At 69.5% G+C, this 15,001-nt stretch carries 12 protein-coding genes; 1 reads left to right on the top strand and 11 read right to left on the bottom strand.

Annotated elements, in window-relative coordinates; all coding sequences use genetic code 11:
• Positions 1-201 precede the first annotated feature (201 nt).
• On the top strand, positions 202-1,239 hold the full coding sequence (locus ASD56_RS12120; RefSeq protein WP_055966079.1) for a LacI family DNA-binding transcriptional regulator: 1,038 nt from the start codon (positions 202-204) through the stop codon (positions 1,237-1,239).
• On the opposite strand, the gene ASD56_RS12115 is transcribed toward ASD56_RS12120, so the two are convergent.
• From ASD56_RS12115 to ASD56_RS12065, 11 genes are all read right to left on the bottom strand, one after another.
• Complete coding sequence (locus tag ASD56_RS12115; protein ID WP_055966077.1) at positions 1,240-2,367, bottom strand: Gfo/Idh/MocA family protein; 1,128 nt, start codon at positions 2,365-2,367, stop codon at positions 1,240-1,242.
• Complete coding sequence (locus ASD56_RS16280; protein ID WP_162249519.1) at positions 2,364-4,220, bottom strand: DUF6807 family protein; 1,857 nt, start codon at positions 4,218-4,220, stop codon at positions 2,364-2,366. Before ASD56_RS16280 ends, ASD56_RS12115 begins: the two co-directional genes overlap by 4 nt.
• A 173-nt stretch (positions 4,221-4,393) precedes the next feature.
• Positions 4,394-5,731: an ABC transporter substrate-binding protein gene (locus ASD56_RS12105; protein WP_055966075.1), complete on the bottom strand. Its 1,338-nt coding sequence runs from the start codon at positions 5,729-5,731 to the stop codon at positions 4,394-4,396.
• A 95-nt stretch (positions 5,732-5,826) separates the two neighbouring features.
• On the bottom strand, positions 5,827-6,747 hold the full coding sequence (locus ASD56_RS12100) for a carbohydrate ABC transporter permease (RefSeq protein ID WP_055966073.1): 921 nt from the start codon (positions 6,745-6,747) through the stop codon (positions 5,827-5,829).
• Positions 6,734-7,660: a carbohydrate ABC transporter permease gene (locus ASD56_RS12095; RefSeq protein ID WP_055966071.1), complete on the bottom strand. Its 927-nt coding sequence runs from the start codon at positions 7,658-7,660 to the stop codon at positions 6,734-6,736. Before ASD56_RS12095 ends, ASD56_RS12100 begins: the two co-directional genes overlap by 14 nt.
• A 272-nt stretch (positions 7,661-7,932) precedes the next feature.
• Positions 7,933-8,316 carry a 50S ribosomal protein L7/L12 gene (rplL, locus tag ASD56_RS12090; protein WP_055966069.1) on the bottom strand — a complete coding sequence of 128 codons (384 nt, stop codon included), beginning with the start codon at positions 8,314-8,316 and terminating at the stop codon, positions 7,933-7,935.
• A gap of 48 nt (positions 8,317-8,364) precedes the next feature.
• The gene (gene rplJ / locus ASD56_RS12085; RefSeq protein ID WP_055966067.1) at positions 8,365-8,853 is read right to left on the bottom strand and encodes a 50S ribosomal protein L10; all 489 of its coding nucleotides are present in this window, start codon (positions 8,851-8,853) and stop codon (positions 8,365-8,367) included.
• A 266-nt stretch (positions 8,854-9,119) separates the two neighbouring features.
• On the bottom strand, positions 9,120-10,118 hold the full coding sequence (locus ASD56_RS12080; protein WP_055966065.1) for a DUF4349 domain-containing protein: 999 nt from the start codon (positions 10,116-10,118) through the stop codon (positions 9,120-9,122).
• A 100-nt stretch (positions 10,119-10,218) separates the two neighbouring features.
• A complete protein-coding gene (locus ASD56_RS12075; protein WP_055966063.1) occupies positions 10,219-11,301 on the bottom strand; it encodes a winged helix DNA-binding domain-containing protein in 1,083 nt (360 codons plus the stop codon).
• A gap of 110 nt (positions 11,302-11,411) precedes the next feature.
• Complete coding sequence (locus ASD56_RS12070) at positions 11,412-12,920, bottom strand: NAD-dependent succinate-semialdehyde dehydrogenase (RefSeq protein ID WP_055966060.1); 1,509 nt, start codon at positions 12,918-12,920, stop codon at positions 11,412-11,414.
• Positions 12,921-13,018: 98 nt separating this feature from the next.
• The gene (locus ASD56_RS12065; RefSeq protein ID WP_055966058.1) at positions 13,019-14,932 is read right to left on the bottom strand and encodes an FAD-dependent monooxygenase; all 1,914 of its coding nucleotides are present in this window, start codon (positions 14,930-14,932) and stop codon (positions 13,019-13,021) included.
• Positions 14,933-15,001 lie beyond the last annotated feature (69 nt).

Genomic DNA, 15,001 nt, shown 5'->3' with positions numbered 1-15,001 from the left:
GGGCTCCGACCGAAGTCCGGAACCGATTCCATGTTCACGCTAGGGGAAGTGCGAGCGGGAAACAATCAGCCTGGGTCACAACTCGGTAAACAGGGCTCGCGGGGTGGCGGGATTGCGTATCGCGCGCCATGATGTGCATGGAAACGGTTCCAGGTTTTCGTCGGTCGACGCCGTCGTCCACCGAATTATCGAGGAGGCCCGATGGCGGGCATCGCCGATGTCGCACGCGCGGCGGGCGTGTCGAAATCGACCGCGAGCAGGGCGCTCACGGGCGCCGGCTACGTGTCGGACGGCACCCGCGCCCGTGTGCAGCAAGCGGCGGCCGCGCTCGGCTACGTGCCCACCACCAGCGCCGTCAGTCTCGTCACCGGGCGGACGCAGACCGTCGGCGTCGTCGTGCCGGCGCTGGACCGCTGGTTCTTCGCCCAGGTGCTCGAGGGGATCCAGGACGCACTGCGGGAGCGGCGGTACGACCTCGCCCTCTACGGCGCCGCGCCCGAGTCGGATGCACGACGCGAGATGTTCGAGCACATCCTCGCCCGCAAGCGGTTCGACGGGCTCATCGCCGTGGGCATCGAGCCCAGCGCGCACGAGCTCGAGCGCCTGGTCGCCTTCGACCGGCCCGTGGTCAGCGTCGGTGGCTACGACGTCGGCACGCATGCGGTCTCTATCGACGACGAGGCCGCGGCCCGCATCGCCACCGAGCACCTCATCGGCCTCGGACATCGCTCGATCACCTTCCTCGGCGGCGACCCGGACGGACGGCGGACGAGCTTCGGCGATCAGCACCGTCTCGCCGGCTATCTCTCCGCGATGCGCGGCGCAGGGCTCGAGGCATCCGTTCATCACACCCCGGCCGAGGTCACCGTGCCCGGCGGATACGGAGCGGCGGTGAAGCTGCTGGGCGATCGCCGCGCGCGGCCGACGGCGATCGTCGGGGTCTGCGACGAGGTCGCGGTGGGGGCGATCATCGCCGCGCGACGCCTCGGGCTTCGCGTGCCCGAGCATCTCAGCGTGGTCGGCATCGACGACCACTCGTACGCCGAGATGTTCTCGCTGACGACCCTGCAGCAGCGGCCCCATCAGCAGGGCCGGGCCGCGGTCCAGTTGCTGATGTGGCAGCTCGAGGACCCGACGGCTCCGACGCACCGGATCTACGAGTCGTCGCCGCTGATCGTGCGCAATTCGACGGCCGCCGTCGACGACGCGGCATCGGCCATCATCGGCGTCGGTCCCTGATCAGTCCGTCACGGTCCAGGGCGCGCCCAGCTCGCTGAAGGTGCGGCCCTCCCACGCCACCCGCTCCGACCAGTGCTCGATGCCATCGACGACGCGGAACGCCTCGTCGCCGCGCGCCACACGTGAGACGTGAGCGGATGCCGCCACCCGCGGCGGCGGTGACGCGACGACGTGTTCGAGCACGCGCGTGAAGGCGCCCGTGTCGGCGAGCGGAACCGCCAGCGGAGTCCCCCGGGACGCATGCGAGACGAGGTCCGCGAGCAGGCCTGCTCTGCGGAACTGGAAGGCCTGCGGCAGCACCGCGCCGGGGCGATGAACCTGGAGCAGGTCGAGCGTGTAGAAGTACAGCGCGTGGCCGCGGGAGCCGCGCAGCAGGACGTACGGCTCGTGCCGGCGCGGGGCCGTCACGCTGAGCGCGGCGGCGATGCGGGTCGCATCGGTGAGCTCGATCACGAGGGACGACGTGTCGTCGGTCTCGATGTCGTTCGCGCGGTGGAGGTCGGCACGGATGCCGGCGATGTCGGCTGCCTGCCGAGCGCCGGCGATCGCCAGCGCGGTCGCGACGGCGTGCGCGAGCGGATTGGTGACCGCTCCGTCGGCGACCACTCCCCCGTCGTCGCTGTGGCGCCGACCCGCCCACGGGCTGCGACGCCAGTACTGCTCGGAACGCGACCACAGCCCGACCGCGCCGAGGTGCTCGAGATCTCCGAGCTCTCCCGACGCGGCGAGGTCGCGCGCCGCCGCGACGCCCTCGCCGGCGAGCGACTGGAACCCCACCTGCACCGAGCGTCCCGCGGCGCGGGCCGCGGCATCCACTCTGTCGTGCTCGATGGTCGAGACCACCGGGGGCTTCTCGAGCAGCACGTGGGCGCCGGCCGCCAGGGCCCGCACCGCCAGGTCGGCGTGCGTGGGGATGGGCGTGCTGAGGATCGCGATGTCGAGGTCGCCGGCGTCGAGCATGTCGCGGGCGTCGGCATGGACCCTCACGTCGGTATCGACGTCGCCTCCGCCGCGGGGGTCGGCGACGGCGACCAGGCGGACGGCATCGCCGAGCGCCAGCGCGGCCTCGACGTGGCTGCGGCCGTGGCCGTGCACGCCGGCGATGCCGACCCGGAGTTGTGCGCTCACAGGCCCGTCCGCGTGCGGAGCCCGGGCAGGATCCGCTCGACGGCCGAGGCGTCCGGCAGCTCCTCGTCGAGCACGAAGGCGGTCAGCTCGAGGTTCAGCTCGCCGCCTTCGGGGATCGTCCGGGGGCTGTCCCAGGCGATCGACGGCCCGGCGCCGAGGTACTCCGCGAAGCGGACGAACCAGGGAAGCGGATCATCGCCCTGCGCCAGGATCACGGTGGTGCCGCGTTCCGGGAAGGCGAAGGCGAGCCACGGCGTGGCCGCGCCGTGCACGTCCCGCTCGGTATCGCCCGCCGGGCTGAAGACGCGCGCGATCTCGGGGGCGAACCGCCAGAACAGGCCGCCGTAGCCCGCGCCTTCGCGGCCGTTCGTCGCGGGCGAGCCGAAGGTGATGGCATCCATCGTCGCCTTGAGGTGGCTGCGCCACCGCAGCGCCCAGCCGCCCTCGAGCTCGGCGGAGCGGAGTTCGCGCACCTCGACGAGCTGCGTGGTGCCCTCGTGGTCGACCCAGCTGAGGCGCTCGTCGAGCCGATGACCGTCGATGCTGAGCCGGTCGCGGCGCTGCCGACCGTGGTTGGGCACCATGATCGACCCCTCGCCGCGCACGTACGTGCGCCCGCCCCAGTAGGACGTGCCGTTCACGTCGGGGATGGCGAGGCTGACGCCGAGGTGGTGGGGGTGATCGGTGGGCTCGGTCACCGACAGCGGCGTGCCGCCGCGCGAGACGACGTTGTCGAGGAACGGCCGGGGCGAGAGGACCGAGTCCACGCTCGTGCCCTCCTCGTACTGCGCGACGACCGTCGACCCGAGGCGGAGCACGGGCCGGGCGGGGCCCACCCAGCCGCTCGCGTGGGATGCGGGACCGGAGCTGCGGCGGGCGACCAGCACCGGGCGGTAGTAGAGCGGATGCCCCGCACTCTCGCCGTCGAGCGCCTGCCGCATGCGATTCCAGGCCTGCCGCCCGATCTCGATGCGCGGCACCGACATCGTCGTGAGCGGCGGCGCGGCGAAGCGGGACTGCGGGATGTCGTCGATGCCGACGACGGACAGCTGTTCCGGGACCTCGACGCCGATCTCGCCGAGGCGCGACAGCAGCCCGAGGGCGACGAGGTCGTTGAAGGCGATCGCGGCCGTGGCGCCGGTCTCGAGCACGGCGTCGGCGGCGTCGTAGCCGGCCTCCATGCTGGAGCCCGCGGGGACGGTGATGAACTCGAGGTCCGGGAACTCACGAGCGAGCTCGCCGAGGCCCTGCGCCCGCTGGTCGTTCGCATGGCTGAGCGGCGGCCCGGCGAGGTAGGCGATCCGGCGGTGACCGAACCCTCGCAGATGGACGCCGAGCTCCTTCACCGCGGTGCCGTAGTCGACGGCGAGCTGGGCGGCCGGACTGCCGTCGACCTTGCGGTTGACGACGACGACCGGAGTGGTGCGCTGGATGAGGTCCTGAAGCTCGGGGTCCGGCATCCGGGGCGAGACGAGCACGAGCGCGTCGCACTTGCTGCGCGCCTCGACGGCGATCTCGGCCTCCACGCCGACCGCCTCGGCGCTGTCGGCCACGAGCACGCGATAGCCGTCGCGGGCCGCCGCGACCGTGAGCCCCTTCAGCACGCCCTGGAACATCGGGTTCTCGAGGTCGGGCACCAGAAGAGCGATGGTGTGGCTGCTCCCCCGCACGAGGCTCCGCGCCGCTTCGCTGGGCGAGTAGTTCAGCGCCGCGACCGCTCGGTTCACCTTCGCGACGATGACGGGGTCGACGGTGGCGACCCCGTTGAGCACCCGCGATACGGACGCCTGCGAGACGCCGGCGTGCTGCGCGACCTGCGCCATCGTGATGGGGCGCGATGTGACCTCGGTCAACAGGGTCTCCTCGTCCTTCGTGTGTCAATCATGGGCGTGCGCGACCGGGGTGGGGCGCATTCGCGCTCCACCGGTTCGGTGCCGCCCGGGGCCGGACCCCTCATCACTTCGATCCGGCCCCGTGCGGTCTGGGGTCGGGCGCGCATCCCGGGTCGATGCGCGCCCGCTGTCTGTCAGATGGCGGCGTCGTCGAGCGCCCGCTGCAGCTCGGCGATGAAGCTCTCCGCCGCTGCCTCGGGAGTGAGCTCGCCGAAGAGCACCTTCTGGGTGTGCTGGTCGATGATCGTCTCGATGGCCCCGCCGCCCGGGGGCGTCGCCGGCGGGGCGCCGCCGACCCGCGGCGCGATCTCGTCGAGGAAGGCCACGACCTCCTGGTCGATCTCACCCAGCTCGGGCGTGATGTACTCGCGGATCTTCTCGTTGGCGGGGACGCCGCGCTCGGCCAGCAGCAGGTCCGCTGCCTCCTCGCTGTTGGCGAGCCAGTCGAGGAACAGCGCGACCTCGCCCGGGTGCTCGGTCTTGGCCGAAGCCGACCAGAACATCGAGGGCTTGTAGTACGCCGAAGCGTCCTCGCCCTCGTCGGGCGTGGGGACCATGAGCGGCTCGAGGTTCTGTCCGCTGGCGTCGCGCAGCGCCGCGACCTGGTTGGACCACCACGGGCCGAACGCCGACTGGTTCGTGGCGGTGAACGACTCGGCGAGGCCGGCCGATTCACGCTCGATCGTCGCCGACGGGTCCGGCGTGCCGCCGGCCTCGGTCACCTCGAGGAGGAACTCCCACCACGAGGCGAGCGTCTCCTTGGATGCCGCGACCTCCGGCGATCCGTCCTCGGCGTACAGGGACTCGCCGTGCTGGCGGAGCCAGTTGTTCAGGCCGCCGTCCTCGAAGCCCCACGACTGCGAGCCGACCACGGCGCCGCCGCTGGCCTCGCTGACCTCGACCGCGTAGTCGGCGAAGTCGTCCCACGACCACGTCTCGTCGTCGGGCAGGTCGATCCCGTTGGCCTCGAGCAGGTCGGTGTTCGCCATGATCGTGTAGCTGTTGATCCCGACCGGGATGCCGTACTGCGTGCCGTCGAGCGCACCGGTGCCGAGCACGGCCTCGGGGAAGTCGCCGGTGGACAGGCCCTCGCCGAGCGAGCCGAGGTCGAGCAGCACGCCGTTGGCGGCGTAGGTCGACAGCTGCTTCTCGTCCATCTGGATGATGTCGGGGGCGTCGCCGGCGGCCACGGTCGTTGCGAGCTTGTCCCAGTACCCGGCCCAGTCCGTGTACTGCGGCTCGATGGTGATGTTCTCGTGCTCGGCCTCGAAGGCGGCGATCAGCTGCTCGGTGATCTCGTGGCGGACGTCGTTGCCCCACCAGGTGAAGCTCAGGGTCACCGGCTCGTCAGACAGCGTGGGGGCCGTGCTCGGGGTTTCGGTGGTGCCCGCGCACGCGGTCAGCGCCAGCGTCGTCGCTGTGCCGACAGCGGTGAACAGCAACCAGCGGTGTGCGGTTCTGGTGCGTCGCATGTCTTGCATCCTTTCGACCGAAGTCGGTTGTGTGTGTGGTGCCTGTGATGAGGGTGAGCCCGGGGCGGGCCCGCGAAGAGGTGCGTGACGATTCGTCACTTGATTCCCGTGGTGGCGATCCCCTTGATGAGGAACTTCTGGCCGAACAGGAAGATCAGGAAGATCGGGATGAGCGAGACCACGCTCATCGCGAACATCTGCGCGTAGTTGGTGGTGCCCTGCGAGTCCTCGAACGAGCGCAGCGCGAGAGGAACCGTGTACAGCTCGGGCTTGGTCAGGAACACCAGCTGCGAGAAGAAGTCGTTCCACGTCCAGATGAACGTGAAGATCGCGGTCGTCGCGAGGGCCGGCACCATCAGCGGCAGGATGATCTGCACGAAGATGCGCGGGTGGCCGGCGCCGTCGATGCGGGCGGCCTCATCGAGCTCCTTCGGGATGCCGCGGATGAACTGCACCATCAGGAAGATGAAGAACGCGTCCACGGCGAGCAGCTTCGGAACGATCAGCGGCAGGAAGGTGTTGATCCAGCCCAGCTGGGAGAAGAGCACGTACTGCGGCACGATGATCACGTGGATCGGGAGCATGATGCTCAGCAGCATCACGCCGAACCAGATGCGCTTGCCGGTGAAGTGCAGGCGGGCGAAGGCGTAGGCGGCCATCGAGCACGACACCAGGTTGCCGATGATGCATCCGGCGACGATGATCGCCGAGTTCCACAGGTAGACGTTGAACGGGTAGCTCAGCGCCGTCCAGCCGTCGACGTAGTTCGAGACCTCGAAGCTGTCGAGGATGATGCCCGGATCGCGGAAGATCTCGTCGTTGGGCCGCAGCGAGCTGACCACCATCCAGATGACCGGGTAGAGCATGCCCGCCGCGAGTGCGAGCAGCAGGGCGTGGCGCAGGATGCTCGTCGCCGGCCGGCGGAACGGATTGCGTCGGCGGGCGGGTGCGCGTCCGGTGACGAGCGTCTCGGTCGGGAGGGATGCGGTCACGGGACCGTCGTCAATCCTGGTCATCGTAGAAAACCCAATACCTCGAGGTCCAGAACATCAGGACGGTGAGCACGGCGATGATGATGAGCAGGAGCCATGCCATCGCCGACGCGTAGCCCATGTTGTAGTTGGTGAAGCCCTGCTGATACAGGTACAGCGTGTAGAAGAGGGTCGAGTCGACCGGTCCGCCGGTGCCGCCCGAGACGATGTACGCCTGCGTGAAGGACTGGAAGGTGCCGATCAGCTGGAGCACGGCGTTGAAGAAGATGATCGGCGTCAGCAGCGGGATCGTGATCCGCAGCAGCTGCTGGCGGCGGCTCGCCCCGTCGACCGACGCGGCCTCGTAGTACATCGTCGGGATCTGCCGGAGCCCGGCCAGGAAGATCACCATCGGCGAGCCGAAGGTCCACACGTTCAGGATGATCAGCGTGCCGAGCGCCGTGTCGGGGTTGGAGATCCACCCCTGTCCCTCGATGCCGAACATCCGCAGCACCTGGTTGACCAGGCCGTCGATCCCGAAGATCTGGCGCCACAGGATCGCGATGGCGACGCTGGCGCCCAGCAGCGACGGCAGGTAGAAGGCCGAGCGGTAGAACGCCAGACCGCGAAGGCCGCGGTCGAGCACGAGCGCCAGGAAGAGCGCGGCGGCGAGCTGCAGCGGAAGCGAGACGAACACATAGGTGAACGTCACCTGCAGCGCCGTGTGGAGGCGCTCGTCCTCCCACATCCGCGCGTAGTTCTGGAAGCCGATCCACTTCGGGGGGCTCAGCAGGTTGTAGCGCGTGAACGAGAGCCCGAACGAGGCCACCATCGGCCCGATGGTGACGAGCACCAGCCCGACGAACCACGGGAGCAGGAAGAGATAGGCGGCCTTGTTCTGCTTCTTGCCGTCGTCCTTGACGTTCTTGAGCTTGCCGAGCTCGCTGACCGCACTCATGCGGCTGCCACGCGGTCGGCGCGTGAGGGCCGTTGCTCGTGGCGGTGCGTCGTCGTCACCGTGATCCTCCGGTTCATCGTCTTCGATGTGAGAAAGCGCATTCTCGAATGCGCTCCTATTTCTAACAGGCCGGATGCGGTGGCGCAACAGTTGTGCGGAAAATCAATGAGATCTACGCGCACGAATCGAGAAAGGGCATTCGCAGAACACGTTGCGGATGAACGACGAAGGCCCCGGATGCATGCATCCGGGGCCTTCGGGGAAGAACGAGATTACTTGAGGGTAACCGTCGCGCCAGCCTCCTGCAGAGCGGCCTGAGCCTTCTCGGCGGCTTCCTTGTTGACGCCCTCGAGGACGGCCTTCGGGGCACCGTCGACGACAGCCTTGGCCTCGCCGAGGCCGAGCGAGGTGAGCTCGCGGACCGTCTTGATGACCTGGATCTTCTTGTCGCCGGCAGCCTCGAGGATGACGTCGAACGAGTCCTTCTCCTCCTCGGCCTCAGCGGCACCCGCGCCACCAGCAGCGCCGGCAACGGCGACGGGGGCGGCAGCGGTGACGTCGAACTTCTCCTCGAACGCCTTCACGAACTCGCTGAGCTCGATGAGGGTCAGGTCGGCGAACTGCTGGAGCAGTTCCTCAGTGGTGAGCTTCGCCATGATGTTTCTCCTACGTTGATGGGGTTTGTGAAAGGGATCGCCGGTCGCTTACGCGGCCTCGGCGGTCTCCAGCTTTTCGCGAAGCGCGTCGATGGTGGCCGCAGCCTTGCCCATCGTCGCCTTCATCATGCCCGCCGCCTTCGCCAGCAGAACCTCACGGCTCTCGAGCGAGGCGTACTTGTTGACCTCGTCGGCGCTGAGGGAGTTGCCCTCGAACACGCCGCCCTTGATCACCAGAAGCGGGTTTGCCTTGGCAAAGTCACGCAGCGCCTTCGCAGCGGCGACGAAGTCACCGTGCACGAACGCCACAGCCGACGGACCCTTGAGGTCGTCGTCCAGCGACGTGATCCCCGCGTTGTTCGCGGCGATCTTGGTCAGCGTGTTCTTCACCACGGCGTATTCCGCGTCCTGACGCATGCTGTTGCGCAGCTGCTTGAGCTGGGCAACCGTCAGACCGCGGTACTCGGTCAGCAGAACGGCGTTCGAGTTCTCGAAGTTCTTCGTGAGCTCGGCGACCGATGCTTCCTTCTGCGCCATGGTCACTCCTTGTGGTCTACGTGACGCACCGCGATGGCGGGGCGTCGGCCTCGACATCCGCTCATCTGTCTCACACGGCAAAACAAAACGCCCCGGCGCAAGCGCACGGAGCGGAAATCGGCTTTCGCCGTAACGTTCGTGTCCTGCGCGGGCCCCTGCGATGCAGTGCTTCGATCATGTGCGCTTGCGCGCACGCTGATGACCGGCGGTCTTCGGTTGCCACGAGTCTACGTGACCGGGCGGGTCCGTCCAAATCGCCTCGGGCGTCAAGGGGCGGGCGGCATGCTTCCCGCTCCCACCGGAGCGGCCGGGTCGTCCTGGCGCATGGCGGTCATCGGCGGTGCCGGCGGGGCCGGCTGCCGCTTCGCGCGTCGCCGTCCGATCCCCCGCACGATGAGGATGATCGCCGCCGTGAGAAGGCCGATTCCGACCAGCCACGGCAGCGCCACCCCGAGGATGATCGCAAGGCCGCCGAGGAAGGTCATCAGCGATGTCCACCCCACGCCGAGACCGCTCCAGAAGGAGTCGGGGCCGGTGGCCTCCGGCTGGATCGGCGCCGGCTCGGACTGCAGGGTCAGCGTGAGCGTGGAGTACGAGATCTGGTCGGCGTACGCGGCCTGACGCGTGAGGCTGCTCTCCAGCTCGGTCTGTCGCGTGGCGATCTCAGCCTCGATCGTCAGCAGATCCGACACCGAGGTCGCCTCCGCCTGGAAGGACTGCAGCCGGGCGATCGTCGACTGGAGGCCGGCGATGCGCGAGTCGACGTCTTCCACATCGGAGGTCACGTCGGTGGTCGCCGTTTCGACCGACTCCACCGTCCCGAGGGCGCGCAGTTCGGCGATGGCACCGTCGAGCGACTCCGCGGGGATGCGCAGGACCATGGTGCTGTAGGCGGAGCCGCCGTCTCCCCCGCCGCTGTACTCCTGGCGTCCGTCGATTCTGCCCTCGGCGGTATCGACGATCTCGATCGCGGCGTTCGTGGCCTCGGTCACGTCGTCGACGACGATGGTCATCGTGCCGTCGATGATCACGACGCGGGGCTCATCGCTCTCACCCTCGGATTCGGCGGCGGCGTCGGCGTCCTCGCGGCCGCCCGAACCCTGGACCTCGGAAGAGAAGTCGCCCGCCTCATCGGCCGACGAACCTCCGCCGGCAGAGCAGCCCACCACTCCGAGGGCGATCAGCGCGAGGGAGACGAAGGCGGTCGAGCGCGGGGCGCGGGGGCGCCGCGGGGAAGATGCTTCGTTCACGGCGAGGTGATTCATGCGCACAAGGTATTGGGCGAAACCTGCGGTCTCACTGGGAGGCCGGTGTCGGTCGGGTAACGATGTACCGCGACCGGCATATGTCGTGATCAGGTCGTGATCACGCCGTGATGAAGTCGCGGTATCGCGCGAGCGCGGCCGCGACCTCCTCGTCGGTCGCGGCATCCGTCGAGAAGAGCTCGGGTATCGGGTGGTCCGCGTGGCGTCCGACCGCCACCGAATGGGTCCACACGCCGATCGCCTCCCCTCGCGCGACGAGGATCGGCCGGACGATGCCGTTCATGCTCGGACCGATGGCGGTGAGGAACTCGGGCGCGCACGGCACCGAGCGGTCGGCGTACGACAGGTAGTACTCCTCGAACGGCGGGAGCGCGAGCACCGGAGGCGCGGCCGGGTCGACCTCGGGGCGGGCACCGGCGGCGAGGTACTGCGGCTCGGGCTCGTCGTCGACGAGCACCAGTCGATCGGATGCCGCTTCCGCCGCGGCCCGCGATACCCCGAGCGGCAGCCCGGTCCACCACGCGAAGTCGCGCACGCCGGCGGGGCCGTGCGAGTCGATGAACCGGCAGAAGAGCTCGGCGTGAGGGTCGGCCGGGGTCACGGCATCCGTCACCCACTCCTCGGTGAGGACCAGGTACTGCTCGCGCGTCGGACCGCTCTCGCGCGGCACCACGGGGCCCTGGCACACGATCGCACGAAGGCACAGCGACACGAGCAGGTGGTAGCCCCGCTGCTTCGCCGTGCTCACGCCGCCCGCCTCGAAGACGTCGAACAGCTCTTTCCGCGTCAGCCTGTTGCCGCCGGCGAGCGCGCCGCGGGCCAGCCGCTCGGCGCGGGCCATCTCGGCGTCGTCGATGTTCTCGGCCCGCCTGACGGCCGCGGCCTGCCTGCTCTGACGCTCACCGGTGATCGAGAGCACCCAGGCGAGGTCGCGCGCCGGAAGCAGGTGGATGGTGCCGCGCTGGGTCCACGACCGCACGATCTCGCCGCGGTCGAAGGCCGCGTCGACATCGCGGACCGTCGGGGTGCCCGCCGTGCGCGAGGCGATCGCCCAGCGGCCGCCCCAGAACTCCTGCGCCTGCGTCGCCAGCATGTGCGACGCGGCGTCTGCGACGGTGGGCGCCGGAGCGCTCAGCCGATGCGACCGGAGCCGCTCTTCACGGAGGGTCGCGACGGGGATCATGCCCCCATCATGGCGTGGCGTGCCGACACGCGCACCGCCGCCTATCTGTGCGAGTCGGCGTCTCGCGGCAGGCGCGAGCGGCGATTTCGCACAGATGGACTCGACCGCGGTCAGGCGAAGGGGTTCGCCGTGAGCGTGTACTTCGTCTGCAGGTACTCGTGGATGCCCTCGGCACCGCCCTCGCGGCCGAGCCCCGACATCTTCCACCCGCCGAACGGCGCCGCCGCGTTGGACACGACCCCGACGTTGAGGCCCATCATCCCGGTCTCGAGCCGCTCGATCATCCGCTGCCCGCGGGCGAGGCTCTCGGTGAACACGTACGAGACCAGTCCGTACTCGGTGTCGTTGGCGATGCGCACCGCGTCGTCCTCGTCGTCGAACGGGATGATCGCCAGCACCGGGCCGAAGATCTCCTCGCGGAGGATGTCGCTGCCCGGCCGCACGTCGGTCACCACCGTGGGCTCGTAGAACGTGCCCTCGCCCTCGAGCTCCTTGCCGCCGGTCTGCACCGACGCGCCGCGCTGGACGGCGTCGTCGACGAGGGTGCGCGCCTTGTCGACGGCCGCCTGGTTGATGAGCGGGCCGATGGTCACGCCGTCTTCGGTGCCGCGGCCGATCTTCATGCCCTGCACCCGCTCGGTCACCCGGCGCGCGAACTCTTCTGCCACCGAGCGCTGCACGATGAACCGGTTCGCCGCCGTGCACGCCTGGCCGATGTTGCGGAACTTCGCGAGCATGGCACCGTCGACCGCCTTGTCGAGGTCGGCGTCGTCGAACACGACGAACGGGGCGTTGCCGCCGAGCTCCATCGAGGTGCGGATCACGCCCTGCGCGGCCTGCTCGAGCAGGCGCTGCCCGACCTGCGTCGAGCCGGTGAACGAGAGCTTGCGCAGCCGCGGGTCGCGGATGATCGGCTCCGACACGGCGCCCGAGGTCGAGGTCGTGAACACGTTCACGACGCCCTTGGGCAGACCGGCGTCCTCGAGCAGCTTCGCAAACGCGAGCGTTGTGAGCGGCGTGAGCTCGGCGGGCTTGATGACCACCGTGCAGCCGGCGGCGAGCGCGGGCGCGATCTTGCGGGTCGCCATGGCCAGCGGGAAGTTCCAGGGCGTGATGAGGAAGCACGGGCCGACCGGGTGCTGCGACACGATCATGCGGCCGGTGCCCTCGGGGTTCGCGCCGTAGCGCCCCTGCACGCGGGCGGTCTCCTCGCTGAACCAGCGGAGGAACTCACCGCCGTAGGCGACCTCGCCACGCGCCTCGGCCAGAGGCTTGCCCATCTCGATCGTCATGAGGAGCGCGAATTCCTCCTTGCGCTCCTGCAGCAGGTCGAAGGCGCGGCGGAGGATCTCGGCCCGCTCGCGCGCCGGGGTCGCCGCCCACGCCGGGAACGCGTCGACGGCCGCGTCGAGGGCCGCGGTGCCGTCCTCGGGGGAGGCATCCGCGATCTCCTTCACGACGGCGCCGTTGGAGGGGTCGTAGACCTTGAGCGTCTTGCCCCCCGCCGCCGGGCGCCACTCGCCGCCGATGAACAGGCCGTCCGGGACGGACTCCAGCAGCGCGGTCTCACGGTTCTCGGTCACGGGAACTCCCTCGTCGATGGACGGATGCCGCGGCATCCGTCGTCGTTGCGTCCGGGCTATTCTGCCCGGTGGCCACGAACGCGGCCGGTATACGTGATGTACAGCTCGGGGGTTGAACGCTCCCCCGCGGACACTCAAGAACTCCGCGTCGCGAGCGCGCGCTGATCGACCAGAGTGCGGCCGAAGAAGTCGGACAGCTCCTGGGTCGCCGTGAGCGGCAGGATGGCCGCCACGTACTGGTCGGGTCGCACCACGACCACCACGCCGTCGCGCGAGAGCTCCCGCTCGGCGAAGATGTCGGCACTCGTCCAGGCGCTGGGCCCGGCGGCGTAGACCTTCTCCCAGTCGATGAGGCCGAGCGGGCCGGTGCGCGGCAGGAACATGTCGGGCACGCGCGAGATGTCGACGTCCTCGAAGCGCTGCTGGTAGATCGCCTTCACGTCGAAGACCGCATCGACGTCCGCGCCGTGCGGCGTGTGCCTGGTCACCGGCGACTCGGGTGACGCGAGCCACTCCGCCCACGTCGCGAGCTTCGACTCCGCGCCCGCCGGCGATGCGTCGGCGAACGCGTAGATCCGCCAGCGTCCGTCCGCCTTGGCGTGGTGGCCGAGGTGCACGGCGTTGCCGTCGCACACCCGCACGACCTCGACGGATTTGAACCGCGCGCCCAGGGGGAATCCCGCGGCCAGAGCCTGGTGCGCGGCATCCGTCACGATCATCGACGGGCCGTACCGGGTCATGAATCCGGAGGGGAACTCGGCCGTCGCGAGGTAGTGCGTCGCGAGATCCTGCGGGTCGGTGATCTCCTCCGGCTTGCGCGCCATGAGGGCGGACCACTCCTTGTCGAAGTCGATGAGCTGCTGCGCGACCGGCATGCGCTCCGCCGAGTACGTCGACAGCAGCGAGGCGGGACTCAGGCCGGTGAGGACGTGCCCGAGCTTCCAGCCGAGGTTGAACCCGTCCTGCATCGACACGTTCATGCCCTGCCCCGCCTTCGCGCTGTGGGTGTGGCAGGCGTCGCCGGTGAGGAACACACGGGGGCTGCGGCCCGATCCCTCCGGAGCGTCGTCGAATCCATCGGTGACACGGTGCCCCACCTCGTAGACGCTGTGCCAGGCCACCTCCTTCACATCGATCGAGTAGGGGTGAAGGATCTCGTTGGCTCGGCGGATGATCTCGTCGATGGGCGTGCGACGCACGCGGTGATCGTCGTCCGGTGCGACGGCACCGAGGTCGATGTACATGCGGCTGAGGTAGCCGCCCTCGCGCGGGATGTGCAGGATGCTGCCCGCCTGCGAGGTGATCGCGCACTTGGTGCGCCAGTCGGGGAAGTCGGTGTTGACGAGCACGTCCATGACGCCCCACGCGTGAAGCGCGGCACCGCCGACGTGCGTGCGCCCGATCGCTTCGCGCACGCCACTGCGGGCGCCGTCGCACCCGGCGACGTACTTCGCGCGGACCGTGCGCTCCTGTCCGGCGCGCTCCCCCGCGGTGTACCGCACCCGGACTTCGACGGGGTGGTCGCCGTGTTCGTGGACGGTGAGCCCGGCGAACTCGACGCCGTAGTCGGGGACGATGCGCCCCGGCCCGTTCGCCGCGGATTCGGCGAAATAGTCCAGCACCCGGGCCTGGTTGACGATCAGGTGCGGGAACTCGCTGATCTTGAACGCGTAGTCCTCGGTGCGCGAGGTGCGAACGATGCGGGCGGGGTCCTCCGGATCCGGACCCCAGAAGTTCATGTAGGCGATGTTGTAGGCCTCGGCGACGATCCGCTCAGCGAAGCCGAAGGCCTGGAACGTCTCGACGCTGCGCGGCTGGATTCCATCGGCCTGGCCGAGCACCAGCCGTCCGTCGCGGCGCTCGATGATGCGGGTCACCACGTCCGGGAACTGCGCCATCTGGGCGGCGAGCAGCATCCCGGCGGGGCCGGAGCCGACGATGAGGACGTCCATCTCGTCGGGGAGGTCGGCAGGGCGATCTATGCCCGATCCGGCCGCATCCTGTACGCGCGGCTCTCCGGAGACGTACCCATGGTGGTGGAACTGCATGACCCTGACTCCTGTTCCGACTGCGGTGTCGACTGCTCGCGGCGGCGGTGCTTGCGATGGGGAGGCGCG

It is taken from the genome of Microbacterium sp. Root166 (assembly GCF_001427145.1).
Lineage (GTDB): Bacteria > Actinomycetota > Actinomycetes > Actinomycetales > Microbacteriaceae > Microbacterium.
This window is presented reverse-complemented; position numbering and strand designations above follow the sequence as displayed.